At 54.8% G+C, this 20,993-nt stretch carries 16 protein-coding genes; 14 read left to right on the plus strand and 2 right to left on the minus strand.

The window, feature by feature from the left end; all coding sequences use genetic code 11:
- Window positions 1–283 precede the first annotated feature (283 nt).
- Both AWB64_RS08080 and AWB64_RS08085 read left to right on the plus strand, forming a co-directional pair.
- Window positions 284–1,219, plus strand: coding sequence for an ABC transporter substrate-binding protein (locus tag AWB64_RS08080; RefSeq protein ID WP_244163982.1), 936 nt, complete (start codon window positions 284–286; stop codon window positions 1,217–1,219).
- Window positions 1,220–1,399: 180 nt separating this feature from the next.
- Window positions 1,400–2,353 (plus strand): cucumopine synthase-related protein, encoded by a 954-nt coding sequence (locus tag AWB64_RS08085; protein WP_060818168.1) that lies wholly within the window; start codon window positions 1,400–1,402, stop codon window positions 2,351–2,353.
- Between the two features lie 165 nt (window positions 2,354–2,518).
- On the opposite strand, the gene AWB64_RS08090 is transcribed toward AWB64_RS08085, so the two are convergent.
- The gene (locus tag AWB64_RS08090) at window positions 2,519–3,913 is read right to left on the minus strand and encodes an aminotransferase-like domain-containing protein (RefSeq protein WP_244163983.1); all 1,395 of its coding nucleotides are present in this window, start codon (window positions 3,911–3,913) and stop codon (window positions 2,519–2,521) included.
- A 192-nt stretch (window positions 3,914–4,105) separates the two neighbouring features.
- Between AWB64_RS08090 and AWB64_RS08095 the strand changes: the two genes are divergently transcribed.
- From AWB64_RS08095 to AWB64_RS08115, 5 genes are all read left to right on the plus strand, one after another.
- Window positions 4,106–5,059 carry an ABC transporter substrate-binding protein gene (locus tag AWB64_RS08095; protein WP_244163984.1) on the plus strand — a complete coding sequence of 318 codons (954 nt, stop codon included), beginning with the start codon at window positions 4,106–4,108 and terminating at the stop codon, window positions 5,057–5,059.
- Between the two features lie 129 nt (window positions 5,060–5,188).
- Window positions 5,189–5,911 (plus strand): amino acid ABC transporter permease, encoded by a 723-nt coding sequence (locus AWB64_RS08100; RefSeq protein WP_060818170.1) that lies wholly within the window; start codon window positions 5,189–5,191, stop codon window positions 5,909–5,911.
- A 48-nt stretch (window positions 5,912–5,959) separates the two neighbouring features.
- Window positions 5,960–6,727 (plus strand): amino acid ABC transporter permease, encoded by a 768-nt coding sequence (locus AWB64_RS08105; protein WP_060818171.1) that lies wholly within the window; start codon window positions 5,960–5,962, stop codon window positions 6,725–6,727.
- Between the two features lies 1 nt (window position 6,728).
- Window positions 6,729–7,505, plus strand: a complete 777-nt coding sequence (locus AWB64_RS08110; RefSeq protein WP_060818172.1) for an amino acid ABC transporter ATP-binding protein — start codon at window positions 6,729–6,731, stop codon at window positions 7,503–7,505.
- Between the two features lie 87 nt (window positions 7,506–7,592).
- Window positions 7,593–8,918: an MmgE/PrpD family protein gene (locus tag AWB64_RS08115; RefSeq protein ID WP_244163985.1), complete on the plus strand. Its 1,326-nt coding sequence runs from the start codon at window positions 7,593–7,595 to the stop codon at window positions 8,916–8,918.
- A 58-nt stretch (window positions 8,919–8,976) separates the two neighbouring features.
- Here AWB64_RS08115 and AWB64_RS08120 read toward each other — a convergent pair whose 3' ends face one another.
- A complete protein-coding gene (locus tag AWB64_RS08120; protein ID WP_060818174.1) occupies window positions 8,977–10,317 on the minus strand; it encodes an aminotransferase-like domain-containing protein in 1,341 nt (446 codons plus the stop codon).
- Window positions 10,318–10,685: 368 nt separating this feature from the next.
- Here AWB64_RS08120 and AWB64_RS08125 point away from each other — a divergent pair, with 368 nt between their 5' ends.
- The 7 genes from AWB64_RS08125 to hutH all read left to right on the plus strand — a co-directional run bounded on the left by AWB64_RS08125 (window position 10,686) and on the right by hutH (window position 20,931).
- Complete coding sequence (locus tag AWB64_RS08125) at window positions 10,686–11,801, plus strand: porin (RefSeq protein ID WP_060818175.1); 1,116 nt, start codon at window positions 10,686–10,688, stop codon at window positions 11,799–11,801.
- A 551-nt stretch (window positions 11,802–12,352) separates the two neighbouring features.
- The gene (locus tag AWB64_RS08130) at window positions 12,353–14,398 is read left to right on the plus strand and encodes a hydantoinase/oxoprolinase family protein (protein WP_060818176.1); all 2,046 of its coding nucleotides are present in this window, start codon (window positions 12,353–12,355) and stop codon (window positions 14,396–14,398) included.
- 1 nt (window position 14,399) lies between these two features.
- Window positions 14,400–16,382 (plus strand): hydantoinase B/oxoprolinase family protein, encoded by a 1,983-nt coding sequence (locus AWB64_RS08135; RefSeq protein WP_060818177.1) that lies wholly within the window; start codon window positions 14,400–14,402, stop codon window positions 16,380–16,382.
- Window positions 16,383–16,433: 51 nt separating this feature from the next.
- Window positions 16,434–17,222, plus strand: coding sequence for an amino acid ABC transporter permease (locus tag AWB64_RS08140; protein WP_060818178.1), 789 nt, complete (start codon window positions 16,434–16,436; stop codon window positions 17,220–17,222).
- A gap of 158 nt (window positions 17,223–17,380) precedes the next feature.
- Window positions 17,381–18,352 (plus strand): cucumopine synthase-related protein, encoded by a 972-nt coding sequence (locus tag AWB64_RS08145; RefSeq protein ID WP_060818179.1) that lies wholly within the window; start codon window positions 17,381–17,383, stop codon window positions 18,350–18,352.
- Between the two features lie 183 nt (window positions 18,353–18,535).
- Window positions 18,536–19,324 carry an ABC transporter ATP-binding protein gene (locus tag AWB64_RS08150; protein WP_060818180.1) on the plus strand — a complete coding sequence of 263 codons (789 nt, stop codon included), beginning with the start codon at window positions 18,536–18,538 and terminating at the stop codon, window positions 19,322–19,324.
- Between the two features lie 74 nt (window positions 19,325–19,398).
- The gene (gene hutH / locus AWB64_RS08155; protein WP_208603257.1) at window positions 19,399–20,931 is read left to right on the plus strand and encodes a histidine ammonia-lyase; all 1,533 of its coding nucleotides are present in this window, start codon (window positions 19,399–19,401) and stop codon (window positions 20,929–20,931) included.
- Window positions 20,932–20,993: the final 62 nt, after the last annotated feature.

Consider the following 20,993-nt stretch of genomic DNA (forward strand, 5'->3'; position numbering starts at 1 on the left):
AGAAGGAAAATCGAGAATTGTTGTTTATGTTCAATAACATAATAGATATTGTACATTTTTTTTGTCATGCATATTCTGACGTCATGGATGCGTGATGTCAGTCACTTTCACCTAGCGTCCGGAAATCTGAATCGACATCAACACATCGCTACGGCAGTCGAAGTTGCAATCTATATAGGATTACTGATGAAGTGAACATGTGGGTCATGGGCGATTTATCGACTACTTTGTGGTCCGTGCGGAAGCCTGTTTCAAGCATGTAATCGCTATATATCCTCGCCTTGTGTCAGATATCAAGGCGCAATTCGCGTCGGCCGTTTTTATTGCTCATATAAAACCTATGGATATCGCCATGCGTCGGTCTACAAGCAGTTCTCTTCGTCACGTGTTTAACGTTCTGACAGCTTTGCTTTCTACATTGTTAGTGGCTTTCTCCCCCGCACTGTTTGCTCAAACCATCAAAGTTCCCGCGGATATTCAGGCCACGCACATCCTTCGGTTTTGTTCCGATCTTTCAAACCCGCCCGCTGATGGAATTGCCGACGATGGATTTACTCCGTCGGGCGCAGAGGTGGACGTCATGAACGGAATCGGACGCGAACTTGGCGTGAAGACAGAGATAAGCAATTTCCAGTTCTCAGGAATTTTCGGAGCGCTTGATACCGGCAAGTGCGACATGGTCATGGCGAGCTTGGGCAAGACAGCGGACAGGGCGAAGCGCTACGAATTGATCGACTATTGGAGCGTGGCTTCAGGCCTGCTGGTTCCAAAGGGTAATCCAAAGCATCTGACGCGCTACGAAGATCTGACCGGTCAACGCGTTGCCGTATTGCTTGGTAGCCGTAACTCGAAAGTACTTCATGCAATGAACGAAAAGCTGATCGGTGCTGGAAAACCGCCGATGGAAATTGTCGAATTGGGTACCAACGTCGACGCTTTCCAGGATCTGACGCTAGGCCGTGTGGATGCTTTCTCCAGCGACACGTTGAACATCAACTTCTACAAGTCGCGGGGCCGCGGAAAATTCGAAATAGGTGGTGTGCCAGTGCCGCCCGTCACGTGGGCAATCGCACTCCAGAAGGGCAACGAAGAGCTGAGGCAGACTGTTCAGGCTGCAATAGATCGCATGAACGCGAACGGTCAGATGCTCAAGATCGCGAAAACGTGGGGCATTGCCGATGGGGTGGGACTCTGCAGTACAGCCCACCCATGTGAATAACGGTCCTGTTTGAACGTTCGGGGCTGGGTGTTAGCAATGAAGCGGCATGCCCAATCACGTGCATCTCGTATTTGATTTGCCATTTTTACCGCAGATGTGGTGAAGATGGACAAAGCGCATGGCCATGGAAAACGGCTGTGCTGGTTGAGTAATTTAATGTTTTTTTTAAAGAGGTTTTAAATGGGACGTTTGATCGATATTGCCTGGCCTCAACTGAACGTAAAGGTCGTTGCCGAACTGAATGACGAGCGCAATCCTGAGTTGTGTGAAGAGTTTTGGTCACAATTGCCATTCAAGGTCACGCAGGCTCATCCAGTTGTATCCGGCGCGTCGATGTACGCGTGGACTCCGGTCGTCAGCAGCGCGCCAGTGCATCATCGTCAACTCATTACCGAGTGTCCGATTGGCCGCTTGCGCTATTCGCAGTCAACGGGCAACAAGATGTCTGTACAGTACGGGAAGGGCACGGAACCGCTTGCCCAGCCGGTGCTGGGTCAGGTGCTTCCAGAATTCTGCCATCTGCTTCCGGCAGTCGGCAAGGCTGTATGGAACAACCTTTTCTTTGAAAAAGACGTGATCTTCCTCGAAGTCACCCCTCACGAAGGCCAGGGCCACCCGGGTCGTCCGGCTGTGCCGGAAAACCTCCCGGCCGTCGCGAAGAAACTTCTCGACGAAGCTGATCGCATCCAATTGGTGGAACCGGATGAAATCCGGGCGCTGCGCCTGGGCGAAGTGGTTGACGCCGGGACCTATGGTCAGTATTTCAGCGCATGGGATTTCGCTAACGGAATGCTGCGTGACTACGTCATGTACACCATTTACCCAATTTTGACGCTGGCAGGAAAGCTGGAACCAAAGCAACTCAGTCAAGTGCTGAATGAGCTTGACGTCCCTTACTCGGACTATCTGTCGGTGGTCGGCTTCAAGAAGCTCGAAGCCTTCGCTGCAGAGGTGCGGGGAGCCGTTGCGAACGCGGAATCGAAGGAGGAGATTCAGCAGATCCTGCGTGCGTTCCTGAAGTACGGCAATCGGCTGTGTGCATGGTCGTATCAGATGTTCCCTTGGTATCTCGGCATGTTCTATAACCGTAGTAAAGATGGGCAGGAACGCCCGGGCCGCTGGATTCCTGAATAGTTCATATTGGGCAAACGATCGTGTCTTACCGGTTTGCAGGTTTGCGGCGCCGTGTCAATCGACGCCGCAGACACGCCAGTCTCGAATGATTGTGCAGCGTATTGCATCCACTGGAAGATCTGGTGGATGCAGTGCGTGTCAAGCGCCTCAAGGTGAAGGGAAGTGCTAATCTTCCGACGATCCCGCAGCTTGGACTAATGCGTCTGCAATCAACTCAACCTGATCTTCGTCAATCCCCGTACCGACTCGAATATGCGGCCGATGCGTTACTTGAAACCGCGATCCTGGCTGTACCGCAATGCCACGAGCAGCGAGGGTCACGAGCGCGTATTGTTGATCACGTACCGGTAACCAGACAGACAACACGCCCTTTCCAGGCGTCGGCAGGCCGCGCTCAGTAAGCGCGTCGGTCAAGCGCGCGAGTCTTGCCGCGTAGGTCTCCCGAGCGCAGGCAATTTGATGCAGTGACTCGGGATCGGTAAGAAGTATCGCGGCGGCGCACTGCAAAAGTCGACTGGTCCAGCCTTCGCGAAAATTTCGAAGCGCTTGAACCTGTTCTGCAAATTTCTCTGAACTCGATACCACAGCTAACCGAAAGTCAGTTCCGAGCGCCTTTGAAAACGTGCGGATATAAACAGTACGCTGCGGATGAACTGTGCCAAGCGACAGGGAGGGCGCGCCCGCTAGCCCCGCCAAGCCGTCGAGCTCCACAATCATCGCTCCATTTTCAGCAAACAATTTGCCTAACTGACTTAACCGTTCCGGGCTGACGCGTGTACCGGTGAGTGAATGCGATCCAGGCTGATAGACGAAGGCGACCGGCTGCTGCTCCAGGGCGGCCGCCAGCGAATCAGGTAGGGGACCTTCCGAATCGCAATCGACGCCGATCGTGCGCGCACCTAGCTTCTCCAGGATGTCGAACAAGCGCAAGGTCGTTGGGTCTTCAATAGCTACAACCGATCCGGGCATGACCATTATCTGAAGTGCGGTGTGAAGCGCATCGTATCCGCCGTTCGTTGCCGTAAAGACGCATGTCTTGTATGGCCAGTCTGGTGCCACCGCGTTCTTCAATTCGCTCGTTATCGACTCGCGAAAGTAGCTGTGCAGATTCCGCACCAAGTGGGCTTGGCTGAGCGCACGATTCAGGTCAGGCAGTAGCGTGGGATCGGGCGACGCAAATCGGAGGTCAGCTACTACGTTCTCCCCATAATTCGCGAAATCCTCGTAGCGCACCGGCCGAAGTGTTGTCTGATCTCCGCGCACCCACGTTCCCGTGCGGCCGCTCCCGCCCACCATCCGGAATGAGCGCAACTGCTTCCAGGCTCCGGAAATAGTGGCGGGACTCACGCCGAACGCATCGGCAAGATCACGAACGGGAGGTAATTGAGTGCCGATTGGAATCTTGCCATTGCAAATCAGGTCGGCAACCTCCACCGCGATCCCCCGCATCGTGCGTGACTTGATCTTTTCGACAAGATAGTCGACATCCATTTTCGCCTCAATGTTCAATAACGAAAAAGCAATTGTACATTTTTTTTGATAAACATATGCTTTGTTCAATGTAGTTGCAAAGCGAGTGCTGCTGCTTCGCGCAATGGTTGCATAGGCGGTTGAGTAAGAAGGGACGCCAGGCGGGACCCGTCAAGCTGTCGGCGAGAGCATGCATGCGCCAAGCGGGCGCTAGTTGGCTTAATACCGTGTTGGCCTGAATACGGATGTAGCCAGTCCGGCTGATGTAAGGATGCCCCCGGCATGGGACTCGAAAAGTCTCAGGCAAGTCGGGATTACACGATCCAACGAAAGGGAAACGCCATGATTGTTCGCTTCAACGAGATCTTTGCCAGCGTGTGCTTCGCCGTTTTGTCCAGCATCGCCGTAACTGCTCATGCTGAAGCGGCGGGAACCGCTTATGAAATCAAGCTTCCGACTACCTTCGCAAAAACTGTCGTACCGCCGGCAAAAGTCGCAAAGGCGGGGAAGATCGTCATGTGCACTGAACTGGGCGATCCTCCGGCCGGCTTTTTGGCTGAGGACGGTTCAACGCCGAAGGGGTTCAATGTAGATATCATGTCTGCAATCGGTCCGGTGATGGGCGTGAAGACAGAGGTGATCAACTATCCCTTTGCCGACATTTTCGCTGCCCTGGATTCAGGGAAGTGCGACGCGGTCATGTCGAGCAGCTCGAAAAGCCCTGCTCGTGTCGCTCGCTATAACTTCGTTACCTACATGACCATGCGCTTGGGTTTGATGGTTCCCAAGGGCAATCCCCTTAATCTCAAAACCTTTGACGATTTGGCCGGACACCGCGGGGCCGTCCTCGTGTCGAGCACGACCGAGCGACTTTTGAAAGCAGCAAGCGCCAAAGCGGTATCCGAAGGAAAAAGCCCGATTGAAATCCAGTCATATCCGCAGAACACGACGGTGTTCCATCAGTTGCAACTTGGACGCGTCGACGCTTTCGTTGGCGATGCAATGACTATTGGCTACTGGGAACACCTGAGTAATGGCCGTTTCCAGGTTGGGGGATTGCCCGTTGAGCCGCTGACAATTGGCATTGTCATGCGCAAGGATGATCCGCAAATAGAAGACGCCGTGCGGAAAGCCTATATCTCCCTTTTTGACAGCGGCTATGTTCAGCAGTCGAGCAAGAAATGGGGCATGGACGGTTTCATAACGCTGTGCCGCGACGAAAAACCCTGTTCCTGATTCGCAATATCTGCGGGGCCGCCGTGTAAGCTCAACTTGGTCCGTGCGTTGTTCGATACAGAAGTATCGTTAATATCAGGTTGGGTTGCGACGTTAATAGAACCACTCTAGAGCGAAGAGACCTCCGAAATGCACTTCGACGCAGGCTATTTTTTCGGCTTCGTTTTTCATCCTCCGCTCGCGCTCTTACGAGGGTTGATGACAACCGTTTTGACAACGTTCGTGTCCATGGCGTTCGGCGTGCTGGCAGGACTATTTCTTTCAATCTGCGGTGTGTCACCGTGGCGTGCGATCCGGTGGGTCAACACCGTATATATTTTTATTTTTCGCGGTACGCCTTTGTTGGTGCAGGTAATCATTATTTATTTTGGCCTTCCATACTTGATCAATGTCGATCTGTTCCCTCAAAGCGTTCAGCTCTTCGGCTTCATTTCAGTTGGGGGTGCGGTCGTGGCCGGAGTCACGGCGTTTGCTTTACACGAAGCTGCTTATTTCAGCGAGATCGCCAGAGCCGCGATTGCCTCCGTTGAAAGCGGTCAGTGGGAAGCGGGCAGAGCGCTTGGGATGACGCCGGGACTGGTCATGAGACGAATAATCTTGCCGCAGGCGGTTCGGATCATGTTGCCCCCGCTTGGAAATCAGATCAACGGAATGTTGAAGGCGACCTCTCTGTTGTATCTGATCGCAGTTCCCGAAATGCTCTTCATTGCCGATGCCGTCCAATCCGTTAATTACAAGACTCTCGAGGTCTACTTGGGCGTCTCTGTTTATTACCTCGCGCTGACGACCGCCTGGGGATATATACAGGAAGCGCTGGAAAAGCATTACTCAAAGGGCTTCGGGTTGATATGACATGCGAGATCTTGGTAAGAGCGGAAAAACAGCGCCGGGAGAGCATCCTTGAACTTTGATCTGCACTACTTTCTTGAGCTGGTGTTTTCGCCGCCGCCACAATTGCTCTACGCAGTCTGGATTACGATTTCGGTAACCCTCACGTCAATGACCGTAGGTGTATTGATCGGACTGGTACTGGCGTTGTTCGGGAACAGCCGTCTTGGAGCATTGAAAGGACTTAATCGTTTCTACGTTTGGTTTTTTCGTGGAACGCCCGTTCTGGTTCAGATGTTCCTCATTTATTTCGGGTTGCCATCGTTGTTTGGCGTCGATCTCTTCCCTTCGACAATCCACACGCTGCAGTTTTCGATCAGCGGCAGCATAGTTGCCGGGATTCTAGCGTTCAGTTTGCACGAAGCGGCATATATGAGCGAAATCACAAGGGCCGGGATCAGATCAGTCGACCAAGGCCAAAAGGAAGCGGCGCAGGCGCTTGGCATGTCAGGCGCTTTGGCCATGCGTAGAATAATCCTTCCCCAGGCATTTCGAACCATTCTTCCGTCGCTGGGTAACCAATGCAATTTGATGTTCAAGACCACGGCGTTCTTGAGCGTCATCGCTGTTCCTGAACTCGTGCATGTTGCCGACAGCCTGCGGTCCGGGAACTTCAAGACCTTCGAGGCTTATGGCGCAATTTCGGTTTACTACCTGTTGCTAAGCGGAGCGTGGATGGTGTTCCAGCGGTGGGTTGAAAATCGGCTTTCCTTAAGTCAGTGCACGAGCGCCAAGATGCTGGACACAAAAACTGCCGCACTTTCAGGAATGGAGATCTGACATGGCCGAAGGACTGGCAACACCCGCCGTTGAACTCCGCGACGTGAGCAAATCATTCGGAAACCTGACGGTATTCGAGCACGTCTCTTTGAGAGTAGAAAGCCAGGAGACGGTCGTTGTTATCGGCCCATCTGGATCAGGCAAGACCACACTCATCCGCTGTATCAACCTTCTTGAAGAAATCCAGACCGGAGATATCTTCGTCAACGGCGCTCTTGTCAGCGGCAAAACGGTGGGCGGTAAAAAAATAAGCCTAAGTGAAAAAGAGAAAACGGCGACACGTCGAAGTGTGGGCATGGTCTTTCAACGCTTTAATCTTTTTCCGCATCTCACCGCGCTTCAAAACGTCATTGAAGCTCCTGTGCATGTTTTGAAGTTGACGAAGCAGAAAGCCACCCGGGAAGCCATGGCTCTTCTTGAGCGTGTTGGTCTGGCGGACAAGCGAGATCAGTATCCTGCTCAGCTATCCGGTGGGCAGCAGCAACGAGTCGCCATTGCGCGTGTCCTCGCAATGAAGCCCAATATTGTTCTGTTTGACGAGCCCACAAGCGCACTTGACCCTGAGATGGTCGGGGAGGTCTTGTCGGTCATGAAAGAACTGGCGAGGAGCGGAATGACCATGATCGTCGTGACGCACGAAATGGGGTTCGCCCGAGAAGTTGCCGATCGTGTGATTGTTATGGATAAGGGCGTGATCATTGAAGACGGTTCGCCTGACCAGATCTTCTCTCAATCAAATAACGCGCGTACGGTGTCATTTTTGAAGCGTGTCGCATAAGACCTTTAACGAAGCCAGATGGCAGCGGCCAGGCATGCGTGATAAACCAGGGCAGCCGTAATGGAGGTAACGCAAAGAATGCCGGATATGTCTGCCACACGTCAGATAGCTGAGTTTGTCTCAAATCAGCGCACGTTACCTTTGACCGTTGTGGAGCGGGCGAAGCTGCACATAGCCGACACGTTGGCGTGCATCCTGGCCGGGTCGTCAACGCATGCTGCCTCTATATTCATGGAGATTTCGGCGCCATCCAACCACAAGGCTCGGGTAATCGTTCCGGGGCTTGGGCATTGGGATGATCCGTCGCTAGCAGCAATGCTTACTGGCATATGCGCTCACGCGGACGATTTTGATGACACCAGCGAACAATCGATGAACGGTCATCCGAGCGCGCCGATTCTAAGTGCGCTCTTGCCGACCGCATGCATGACGAACGCAAGCGGCCTGGATGTGATTCGCGCATACGCTGTAGGCGTTGAGGTTGCGTGCAAGCTAGGCAGTGCTCTCGGCGCAGCACATACGCGGCGAGGCTGGCATACGATGTCAACCCTCGGCGCACTGGGCGCTACGGCAGCCGCCGCCGCTTTGCGTGGCCTGGACGAGAGTCAGACGGAGCGAGCGTTTGCAATCGGATGTTCTTTTGCCGGGGGGGTGCTTGGCAACACGGGCACCATGACCAAGACTCTTCATTGTGGTCGCGCCGCGCAGGCGGGGTACCTCGCGGCGGCGCTCGCCGAGCGAGGATTCACGGCAGGCACTCACATCCTGGAAGCTCCACATGGTTTTTTGGACGCGCTTACTGACCGGTCAAAACATCGGATAGAGTTGCCAGCGCTTGGCGAAGAATGGGAACTACTCACCCCTGGGCTAGCAGTGAAACTCTATCCCTGTTGCAGTTGCACTCACCTTTCGATTGACGCTGCAATCGAAATCTCTAAACGCCATTCGTTCGATATTCAGAAGATCGCTCATGTCTCATGTTTCGTGCGAAACGAATGCACAGACTATTTGCGATTTCCCAATCCAAAGACAGGCATTGAGGCCAAGTTTAGTATGAACTTCACGGTTGCTGTCGCCTTGGCACGCGGCAAGATAACGCTGGACGATTTCGATACGGCCGCGCTCAGCCAAGAAGATATTGCCCTTCTCATGCCAAAGGTCCACATGAAAACCTGGGCCGGCGAGGAAGAAAGAGGTTTGGTAGAGGTGGTCTTGACGGACGGAACTCGTTTTACGGCGACGCGCGACGTTCCTCGGGGCTCTCCCGGAGATCCAGCAAGTTGGGCCGATATCCTTGCGAAACTCCAGGATGCAGAGGCGCGTGCCAGGAACCGTATGCAAACGCCTCTTGCGATGTTCTTCGCGTCGCTACAAAGCATGGAAACTCAAAGTCAATTCAGCGATCTGCTTTAGCCAAGGTCATCGGATTCCGGGAGCAATCCCGGGGGGCACGAGTGTCCGTGACCGACCATCACGCCCTGGAAGTTACGCGGTCGGACGTTGCTGCCGCTTGCGCAAGGGCATCGGCAATCGTCTCGATCTGGCCGACTTCGATGCTTGTCGCAACGCGGATGTGCGCCCGCGGCGTGACTTGAAAACGCGAACCCGGCTGAACGGCAATCCCTCGCGCGGCTAATGTCACCAGGGCATATTGTTGGTCGGCGACAGGCAGCCATATGCACAATGCGTCTTCTCCGCTTACTTTGATGCCGCGTTCAGCGAGCGCTTCGACCAATGCATCGCGCCTCTGCGCATAAATTTTTCGGGCGTGAGCAACCTGACGTAGCGATTCAGGATCGGTGAGGAGCGTTGCGGCGGCGCGTTGCAGGAATCGGCTCGTCCAACCTTCGCGAAAGTTTCTGTTCGCCTGGATCTGATCGGCAAGTTTCTCGGAACTCGATAGCACGGCGAGCCGGAAGTCGGTTCCAAGCGATTTTGAAAAAGTGCGGATGTGCACTGTGCGCTCGGGATAGGCGGTACCGAGGCTCAACGGACGGGCGTTTGCCAGGCCAGCCATCCCATCCATCTCGATCAGCGCCGTCGTAGTACTAGAGAGAAGCTTGCGCATTTGATTCAGGCGCGTGGGACTGACGCGCATCCCGGTCAAAGAGTGCGATCCGGGTTGATACACGAATGCCGCCGGACGGTGTTCCAGGGCGCTGGCCAACGATTCGGGAATCGGGCCCTGTGAGTCGCATTCCACGCCGATAGTGCGAGCACCAAGTTTTTCGAGAATGTCGAAGACGCGTAGCGTTGTTGGGTCTTCAATGGCGACGGTTGCGCCGGGGGCGACAACCATTTGCAGCGCGGTATAGAGCCCGTCGTAGCCGCCATTCACCGCTGTAAATGCACATTTTTTGTATGGCCAGTCCTTTGTCACGACGTCCTTGAGTTCCTGCGCGATCGTTTCGCGGACGTAGCTGTGAAGGTTCTTGGCTAGATGAGCCTGCTTTAACGCCTTCTGTGGATCAGGAAGCAGAGCTGGATCGGGAGTAACAAACCGCAAATCCGCAAGAACATTCTCACCGTAGTTCGCGAAGTCCTCGTACCGTGAAGGACGCATTGCAGTCTGGTCGCCACGGACCCATGTTCCCGTTCGGCCGCCGCCGCTGACCATGCGAAAGGCGCGAAGCTGTTTCCACGCCCCCGATATTGTCGCTGGGCTTACCCCAAACGCCTCGGCCAATTCGCGGACCGGCGGCAATTGCGTTCCAATGGGAATCGCTCCACTGCGTATGAGGTCAGCTACCGTCAATGCAATTCCTCGCATTGTTCTGGCGCCCACTTGTTTAACGAAACTCTCAACGTCCATCTTGTCCCCGAATGTTCAATAACAAAATTTGAATTGTACATTCATTTGGTGCCTGCACAAATCGCGCCGTCCGCAAGCATGTTGCACGGGTTGCGATGTGCACCGATGGTGATCATATTCTCGATTCGTGCATCTGATTGGTGACAACGTGGCGAGCTTGTGGAGCATTCAAAAAAACATCTTGCCAATTTTTGTTCAATAACATAAAAGCGATTGTACATTTATATTTTCAAACATATCCTCGTTTCATCCTGTTCAGCGGGCCTTCAGCGCGAAATGCGTGATCAAGGTGCTAACGGATGGCCATTGTGTGAAGCTGAAATCAAACGCATTCGATCAGGATAACTACGTACAAGGGGAGTTCGACAATGAAAAAGCGGGTAGCGGCGATGGTTGCAGTTGGCGGATTGACGTCAGCAGTGGGTGTTGCTCACGCGCAAAGCAGCGTGACAATGTATGGCTTGATCGATGACGGCATCACGTATGTCTCAAACGAGAGCGGCAGCAAGAACTTCAAGATGGATAGCGGAATCGCTCACGGCAACCGTTGGGGCTTCAGGGGGCAGGAGGACCTTGGTAACGGACTCTCAGCCATTTTTGATGTGGAAGGCGGATTCAACATCAATACCGGAAAAGCAAATAACGGCGGGGCCATATTCGGCCGCCAGTCATGGGTCGGTCTCGATAGCGTGAAGTGGGGAAAGTTGACCGTCGGCGACCAGTACGACAGTATTTCGGATTACCTCTGCGACTATAACGTCAGCTTTTATGCGAGCGGATACGGTATCCATCAGGGGGATATTGACCGCATGAGTTGTACGCGTTTGCCGAACGCCGTCAAATACACTTCTCCTCGGATCGGCGGCTTCAAGGCCGGCGTGATGTATTCGTTCAGCAATGTTGCAGGCAGCTTCCATACTGGCAGCGCGTGGGAGGCGGGCGGCAACTATATCAATGGTCCGCTTCACGTCGGGGTGGCATACGCCTCCCTACCTGGATATTCCATCGACCCGTATAACCGCTTGGGAACGCCGGTCTTTTTTGGGCAGACCGTAGCCACGGTGACGAACAACGTTGAAAAGGACCTCAACACCGCGTTCGTGCTGGATAAATACAACATCATGGGAATCGGTGGAAGCTACGCGTTCGGGAAGCTGACCGTGATGGCCAACTTCACCAGTACCGAATTGGTCTACCGGAATATGACCTCTTATATGCACGTCTACGAAGGCGGCGCGACATACAACTTCACTCCGTCGCTGGAGCTGCTGGGAGGATATCAGCATGACACTTTCGAAGGTCATACGTGGAACCAGGTATCGGCGGGCTTTCAGTATTTCGCCTCGAAGCGCACTACGCTTTACATCTCCGGCGACTTTGTGAAAGCCTCTGCTGGAGTCAATCCGGAGTTGGGCTGGTTCACCACACCGTCGCTATCAAGCACTCAAGCGGACTTGCGAGTTGGCATAACTCACAAGTTTTAAATAGGGTGCGGGCGAGACGGCGGCAGGTTTTCCGTCCTCAGTCGGCGAAGAGCCCGTCACCGGCGCTATCGACGAATGCAGGCGTCTGCACTGCTGTCAGCTTGCTCGTTTCCCGGACAATCAGAAACTCGGGACTGGAGCGGAACGCGGCCGGGAAGGTCGATTGGTCATAAAACAATGGCCATCGCCGCCCCGGAAAATACTCGTCGTGGACTTTTAAGCCGTCTTCCTGACTTGCACGTTCTACATTGCATGTTGCGCCGTGAGGCGTAGCCCCGATAAAGCCCGGTCCGAACCGAACTGGCCAAGCAACCCGAAAGCGAGGGTAGATTATGTTCAATAACAAAAAAACAATTGTACATTTTTTATATTGAACATATCCTCGTTTCATTGTTGAACAAGAAAGATGTCGAGCGGCAGATGGTGCTAGTGACAACGTGCTTGGGGTGAGTGGGAAGTGACACGTTCTTCAGCTTTAGCCACGGCAGACGCTCTGACCAAGAATTTTTCGATAAAACGTGGCGGCCTTTTGTTAAAGGCTCGGAGAATAGATGCTTAAGATCGGAGTTGACATTGGCGGGACCTTCACCGACTTCGCAGCATGGCGCGAAGGCGAGCAAAAGGTTGAAACCTTGAAAGTACCCTCGACCCCGCCAAACTTTGCCGAAGGGTTCAAGACCGGCTGCGAGGAGATGCTCAAGCGCATGGAGCCGCGAGTCGCAGAACAGATCGTGGTCATGCACGGTACGACAGTAGCAACCAATACCGTGATCGAACGCAGCGGCCCTCCCATCGCATTGTTCACCACTGAAGGATTTCGCGACATTCTTGAGTTGCAACGGTTGAAATTGCGGCGTGCAATCGATCTCCTCGGTGATCGGGTATCGCCTCTCGTACCGCGCGAACTGGTGTTCGAGATTCCCGAACGCATGGCAGCTAGCGGACGCCCACGCAAGGAAATAAACCTTGAGGCTGTAGCGCGCGCCGCAATGCAGGCAAAAGAGGCAGGAGTCGAAGGAATCGCAGTAGCGTTCCTTCATAGCTTTCGCAATCCGGCGCATGAGCTCGCTGCCCGTGACACGATCGTGGCGGAGACTGGCCTGCAAAACGTTTCTGTTTCGAGCGAGATCTGGCCAAAGATCGGCGAGTATGAGCGCGCGATCGTCGCTGTGCTCAATACGTACGTGAAACCGCGAATGAACTCGTACATTGCGGAGATAGAGCGTTGGCTTGATGAGACGCTGCCCGGCGCGAAGCTTTTTATCATGCAATCGAACGGGGGCGCTTTAGCCGCATCGGAGGCGCGCGCACTCCCCGTGCATACATTACTTTCGGGGCCGGCATCCGGTGTGTCAGCGGCGCAGTACCTGGGCGTATCTCTTGATGAACGCTGCATGCTTACCATGGACATGGGGGGCACAAGCACGGACATCTCATTGATCCAGGACGGCGAGCCGTCCATTACTGGCGATGCCGAGGTAGGTGAATTTCCGTTGATGATGCCGGTTACCGGTATTGAGGCCATTGGCGCGGGCGGGGGCTCGGTCTGCTGGATTGACGGGGGCGTGTTGAGGGTTGGGCCGCGCAGCGCGGGCGCGCGCCCCGGTCCTGCCTGCTTCGGTCACGGGGGCACGCAGCCAACCGTAACAGACGCGTATCTGCTTTGCGGCTTCATTCACACCGACCATTTCCTTGGCGGTCGAATGACGCTCGATCCCGCTGCGGCGCAAGCCGCGATGCAACCAATAGCAGATGCGCTCGGTACAGACGTAATCGCGGCGGCTGAGGCCTGCCTGACGGTCGCAACATCCAACATGGTCGCAAGCGTTCTTCCTTATCTCGCGCGTTATGGGCTAGACCCCGCGGATGTCACGCTTGTTGTTTATGGAGGCGCTGGCTCGCTCCATGGCCCTTTGTTAGCGAGCGAGCTGGGTATAGGGCGAGTGCTGGTTCCGGTCATGCCATCGGTCTTCTGTGCTTTTGGCGGGTTGGTAGCCGGATTGACGCACGACAATGTCCGGAGCATGCAGGGCGTTGAGGTCAATGCAGAAACAACAAAGAATGAATTCGCAATTTTGGCAAGCCACGCGCGGCAATGGCTGGAAGGGCAAAGCATTGGGGGTGGGCTTTGTGAAACGCTGTTCGAGTATCGGGCGGAGGCGCGATACAGGGGGCAGTCGTTCCAGCTAACGGTAAACGTTCCAGTGGAAGCGGCTCTTTCGGGCGATCTCGCAGCAATTGAAAGCGAATTTCATCGTCAACACGAACGACTCTACGCGCACGCCGATCCTTCCGCCGCCGTCGAGTTCACGGAGTTTCGAGTCCGTATTCGCGGGATGTTGCCAACGCCCGTTCCTGGCGCCGTATTGCCTCGTCAAGGAACTATGAACGACGCGCTTCTAGGACAAAGAACAATTCAAATTGCTTCCCTTGTAGAGCCCAATTGCAATGTGTATGCCCGCGGGAGTCTGCGCGCCGGAGACTCAGTAAATGGCACTGCAATCATTGAGCAGAACGACACGACGATTCTAGTGCCGCCGGGCTTCAACGCGACGGTTGATTCGCACGGCAATATCCTGTTGACGAAGGAGGTTTGAGATGCACGCGGTCCGGACTGCAGTGATGAACAACCGATTCACCGCGATTGTAGAAGAGGCGTCAGCGGTGATGTATCGCACGGCTCATACAACTTTCGTCAAGCTGGTCCAAGACTATCAATGTGCGATCGCGACCCCGGACGGCGAGGTGTTCGCCTATCCGAGCCAAGCTGGGGTGAACTCGTTTATTGGTGTACCTCTCAAACGTACGATCGCGCTTTTACACGAACTAGGGATTGAAGAGGGCGATTGCTTTCTCACAAACGACCCGTTCTCAACAGACGGTCTTGTGACGCACATGATGGACGTGACCATGGTTCGTCCTATATTCGTGGATGGCCGATTGTTCGCGTTTGCATGGGGATTTGTTCATGCCTCGGATATTGGCGGGGCCGTCCCGGGCAGCATTTCGCCAGCTTTCACGGAAGTGTTCCAGGAAGGCATTCGCATCCGGCCGGTCAAGCTTTATAAAAAAGGTCAAATCAACGAAGACGTTCGTCGGCTCTTTCTTGATAACAGCCGGACGCCCGACGACTTGTGGGGCGACATGAAGGCCATGATATCCGCGCTTCAAAGCATGGACCGGCGTTTGCGCCAGTTGTCGGTGTCATATGGGCGAGACGTGGTCGCGCAGGGGATGCTCGACGTGTTGGCCTTCTCGGAGGCAAAGGCGCGCTCGGTCATTGCGAAGATTCCTGACGGCACCTACGATTTTGGTGACTACCTGGAAGGCATTGAGCCAGGCCAATACACCTATATCCGGTGCGCCATGTGTGTGGAAGGGGACAGTGTGTCGTTCGATTTTGCCGGTACCGACCCACAAATTCCGGCTGCATATAACTTCGTTAGCGGCGCAGGGACGCACCCCTACACAATTCAAGCGTTTCTTTATTACCTTCTGACAGTAGAGCCGGACGCTCCGCGCAACGCGGGACTGTTACGCCCCATATCTTTGCATGCTCCGCGAGGCACAGTCATTAACGCAGAATTCCCAGCCGCCGGCGGCTCAAGAGTGGCTGCCAGTACGCGGGTTTATGACGTTCTACTCGGATGTCTGCAAAAGGCGGTCAAGGGAGGGTTGAGCGCTTCCGGTCCTGGAATGTCGGGTGTCATCGTGCTCAGCGCGCGAGACCCGCGCAGTGGTAAGCGCCAGGTCAGCGTGATCAACCCGCTTTGCGGCGGCGGTGGCGGCCGCGCCGGCAGCGACGGTACCGATGCAATCGATTCGCGCTCCGGATACCTCAAGAGCGTCCCGACAGAAGTCATTGAAGTGGAAACAGTACTTGTTGTTCACGCAAACCGGCTCGTCGAAGACAGTTATTCGGCCGGCCGCTGGCGCGGGGGCGCGGCGCTATTGATGGAAATCGAAAACACGGATGCAGAGGCGACGATGACGATACGCGGCATGAACCGCTTTTCGTTCCGACCCTGGAGCGTCGACGGGGGGTATCCCGGGCGCCTGGCCGAAGTGACGTTGAATCCGGGCAAGGAAAACGCGGAAGTCCTGGCACGCGTTACGGTTCTCAAGCTCAAACGTGGCGATGTGCTTCGGCTAGTGACGCCCGCAGGCGGGGGATTTGGAGATCCGCTCGACCGCGATCTTGCTGCGATTGCACGTGACCTGAAGCGGGGCATGTTATCCGTCGACGCTGCATCGCAGGACTATGGCGTTGTATTTGCGAATGACGGATCGATCGACGCGGAGGCCACCGAACGCAAACGAGCATCAAGACGCTCGACGCAGGCCCCGGCACCATTTGACATGGGACCTGAGCGCAGAGCGTACGACGCAATCTGGCCGGACACGGTACGGACGCGCTTCGCAAGACTGGCGTTGCTACAGCCCAAAGCGCATCGTCAGCTTCTTGTTGATGCCGTGCGCACGCGCCTCACAGCGGCGGATGAGGCCGTAACTGATGAAACCCTCCAACGGGCGATCGATGAAGAAGCGGCTGTACTGGCCGGCGATGATGTTCTGTACTGACGTCGGCCCGTTGATGCGAACAACTCAGGCGATCAAAGGAAAGGGGTGACCATGTTGGAACACATAGGCGTTGTCTTCGACCCAGGCTTTTTTCTAAAATTTGTGTTCTCGCCGAGTCCCGCACTATTAAAAGGACTTGTCGCGACCGTTATGGCCGCAGCTATTTCACAGTGCCTGGGGACAGTTATCGGGTTGGTCTTAGGCATTGCCAGCATGTCACCTAGTAGGATCGCCCGCGGGTTTAATCAAGTCTACATATGGTTTTTCCGTGGCACTCCTGTACTTGTTCAGCTGGTCTTGATCTACTTTGGGTTGCCTTATCTCGTCGGCTTTGATCTTTTTCCAAGCGTCATGCATTTTGGACCGCTCGCCTTTAGTGGTGCTTTGACCGCGGGCATTATCGCCTTTGGGATGCACGAGGGCGCGTATATGAGCGAAATAACGCGAGCGAGCATTACGTCCATCCCACGAGGGCAGTGGGAAGCGGCGCAAGCTTATGGAATGAGCCCTGGCTTGACAATGCGCCGAATCATCCTGCCGCAGACGCTGCCTTTGCTTGTTCCCGCTTTGGGAAACCAGTTCAACAACATGCTGAAAACGACGTCGCTGCTCAGCGTCATTGGCGTGGCCGAAATGTTCCGCGTCGCCGAGCAAATGCAGGCTGCGACCTTCATGACCTTCGAAGTCTACCTTGGCGTGTCGGTGTATTACCTGGCGTTGACGGGTTTGTGGACGGTTGCGCAGCACTTCATTGAAAAGCGGATGTCCCGGCATCTTCGGCAGGGTAGCCGCGGGACCATCAAGGCCGTCAAGGCAACGCTACCGGACACGGCTCACTAGGTTGCTTTCAAGGTAGTACGACAGTTTTGCTACGGGTCCGCGTTTAGCCACTGCCCTTGTCGTCGGATAAACCACGCAGTCTGTATTTGCAAGTATTTCGCACTACCAATTTTTTGGTAATGCGACTGAGTATCCGATTTACCAATGGAGAAAAACGAATGTCCAAGCATCAAAGGAATTTGAGCGAATTTATCGCAGAAGTAAAGTTTTTAACTGCTCGCATAATGACCGTCGAACCTAAAGAAATTGCCGATCTTCGTCTTGGCGAAATGGATATTCCGGCGGGCAGCTATGGTCAGTATTTCGGGACATGGGATATCGCGCACGGCATGCTCCGCGATTACTCAATGTACACAATGTATCCGCTGGTCGTGCTCGCTGAAGACCCGGACCTCAGCACGAAATCCTTGTCGAAGGTCGTGGATGCCCTCGACCAGTCTTACAGCAACTATCTTCGTTATAGCGGTTTTCCGAAGATGGGCGCACTGGCCCTGGAACTACGCGCCCACTTGAAGGATGAACCTTCGAAAGCCGACGTCGTCGCCGCACTGCGTGCGTTCACGGACTACACGAACAGGCTCCAGGCGTGGTCGTTTCACTACTTTCCCTGGGGACTCGGGCAACACTTCAAGTACCCGGAAGAGCGTCTACTTTCGGCCCCCGCACCTGTCTCGGACATGGGTGCAACGCGTGCGTACATCAGGACGGGGCAGCGGATCCGTATCAGTTGGAAGCCGCTGAACATCTCGGTCAACGCTACCCTTGCTTCAAACGAAAATCCGGAGCTTTGCGCGGACCTTGTAGGCGCACTTCCTTTCACGTCTATTCAGGACCACGCCGTTGTCACCGGCGAGTCAATGTACTCCTGGTCGCCGTTTGTGAGTACAGCGCCAATTCGCCTGCGAGAACGCATTTGCGACGCGCCAATCGGACGTATTCGATTCTCGCAATCGACTGGTCAAAAATTCATTGTGCAGTATGGCCCAACGACCGAGGATCTTTCACAGCCAGTGCTTGGTGAGATCGACGAAGCAGACGCGGCCAAGTTGGAAGAAGTAGGCAAGGCGGTCTGGAAGTCGACCTTCGAGACGAAAGAACTTATCTGGATGACGGTCGAGCTTGCTGAGTGACATTCAGATCAGGGGAGGGATGCCTTCCCTGTCGACCAATATGCGCTGCTATCGTGAGTGACATTCGGCTTAATCGGGTCGTTTGGCTCTTGCTACGGGCGGCAGCTCAACCTTGTGAAGGCCAATGATTCAAGGGCCGGCAATACTCGATTCGGCAGGTAGGCATCGCCGTGGGAACTCATCATGAATGACGCAGCAGTCGCCGCGCTGTCGGCCAGGAATATCCACAAATGGTTTGGCGACAATCATGTCCTCAAGGGCGTCTCGCTCGACGCGAAGCAAGGTGAAGTGATTTCGATTCTGGGCGCCAGCGGCTCCGGAAAAAGCACTTTTCTTCGCTGTTTGAATTTGCTGGAGACGCCGGATGAGGGATCGGTTGCAGTGTCCGGCGAACATCTGGATGTTACCCGGCACAGGAGCGGCACCCTGCGGCGCAGCGACCGGCAACAAGTCCACCGGATCAGAACCAATCTGGCAATGGTCTTCCAGAGCTTCAATCTGTGGTCTCACATGACCGTGTTGCAAAACATTATCGAAGGCCCCACGCGCGTTAAGAAGCGGCCTAAAGACGAAGCCATTCACGAAGCCAAAGTGCTCCTGGCCAAAGTGGGTTTAAGCAACAAGAGTGGACATTATCCGAGCCAGCTTTCCGGGGGACAGCAACAGCGAGTGGCTATTGCGAGGGCTCTTGCGATGCGCCCCGAGGTCATGTTGTTCGATGAGCCGACTTCGGCGCTGGATCCGGAACTGGTTGGAGAAGTACTTCGAGTCATGCGTACGCTAGCTGAAGAAGGAAGAACGATGCTGGTCGTCACCCACGAACTTGGCTTTGCGCGTGAAGTATCCAACCGCGTGATTTTTCTTAGCCAGGGCCTGGTCGATGTTAGCGGAACGCCCGAAGAGGTCTTTAGCTGCGATCGTTCCCGGCAATTAAGACAATTTATGGCGGGGCGTGGCCCCGCCGCAAAGTAAAGCGTGCGATTCGCACCATGTTTTCCCTTGGATCATCTACGCGATCCATTGCATCAAACAACGAACAGGACTTCATCATGATTCTCACGCCCGGTAAAGTGACGCTTGCTCAGTTGCGCCAAATTGCACGTTCCAATGTGTTGCTGGAGTTGGATCCCTCCAGCTTCGCTGCAATCGATGCAAGCGCTAAAACCGTGGAAGATATCGTCGCGAAAGGCAAGCCCGCATACGGAATAAACACCGGCTTCGGCTTGCTGGCAAGCACTCATATTCCGCGCGACAGTCTTGAGCTGTTGCAGAAGAACCTTGTTTTGTCGCACTCCGTTGGCGTGGGCGAGCCGATGCCGGCTCCCATTGTCCGCTTGATGATCGCGCTCAAATTATCCAGCCTCGGGCGTGGCAACTCCGGTATTCGGCGAGAGGTCATGCAGGCGCTGATCGCGCTGTTTAATGCGGACGTGTTGCCTGTAGTACCGGTCAAAGGTTCAGTAGGAGCATCGGGCGATCTCTCTCCTCTGGCCCATATGTCCGCGACCTTGCTTGGCGTAGGCGACGTTTTCGCCCAAGGCGAGCGCATCGGTGCGCGCGAAGGGCTTCAGCGCTGTGGATTGTCGCCAATATCGCTCCAGGCCAAAGAAGGCTTGGCACTGCTGAACGGTACGCAAGCGTCGACGGCGTTAGCGTTATTTAACCTGTTCGCTATTGAGGACCTGTTTCGCACCGCATTGGTTGCAGGCGCGATGTCAGTCGATGCAGCCATGGGATCCATCAAGCCCTTTGATTCGCGCATCCACTTACTGCGCGGTCACCAGGGACAAATAGATGCCGCTGCCGCGTACCTCAGCTTGTTGGACAATTCAGATATCAACGTGTCACACCTCGACTGCAACAAAGTACAGGATCCATATTGCCTGCGTTGCCAACCCCAAGTGATGGGGGCGTGTCTTGACCAGATCCGCCATGCGACCCGTGTTTTGCTGATTGAAGCGAACGCAGTTTCTGACAATCCGCTGATCTTCCCGGAAACGGGTGAAATAATCTCGGGCGGAAATTTTCATGCGGAGCCGGTTGCCTTTGCGGCTGACAATCTGGCAATAGCTGCAGCGGAAATAGGTGCACTTTCCGAGCGCCGGATTGCTTTGTTGGTCGACGCGACCATGTCAGGCCTTCCGGCATTTCTTGTGAAGGATGGGGGGCTCAACTCGGGCTTCATGATCGCTCACGTAACCGCTGCTGCACTCGCATCAGAAAACAAGACCCTTGCTCATCCAGCTTCTGTCGACTCGCTGCCCACTTCGGCGAACCAGGAAGATCACGTGTCCATGGCGACTTTTGCTGCGCGCAAACTTGGTGATATTGCGGAAAACGTGACGAACATTCTTGGCATTGAACTGCTCGCGGCTGCCCAGGGCATTGAAATGCGCTCTCCTCGTGTCACGAGCGAATGCTTGCAAGAGGTTGTGCGGGTCATTCGTCAGGACGTCCCGTACTACGACGCAGATCGGTATTTTGCACCGGACATTGCTGCAATCGCCGACCAGGTCCGCTTTGGGGCAATCGCCAGATTCTCCCCCTTGTCTTTCCCTTCGGAAGGCAACGTGATCTGAGCAGAAGCGACGCCATGAGCAATGCCCGGATTCTTGCCCCGGGCTTGGATCCCGCGCGCACC

It is taken from the genome of Caballeronia sordidicola (assembly GCF_001544455.2).
Lineage (GTDB): Bacteria > Pseudomonadota > Gammaproteobacteria > Burkholderiales > Burkholderiaceae > Caballeronia > Caballeronia sordidicola.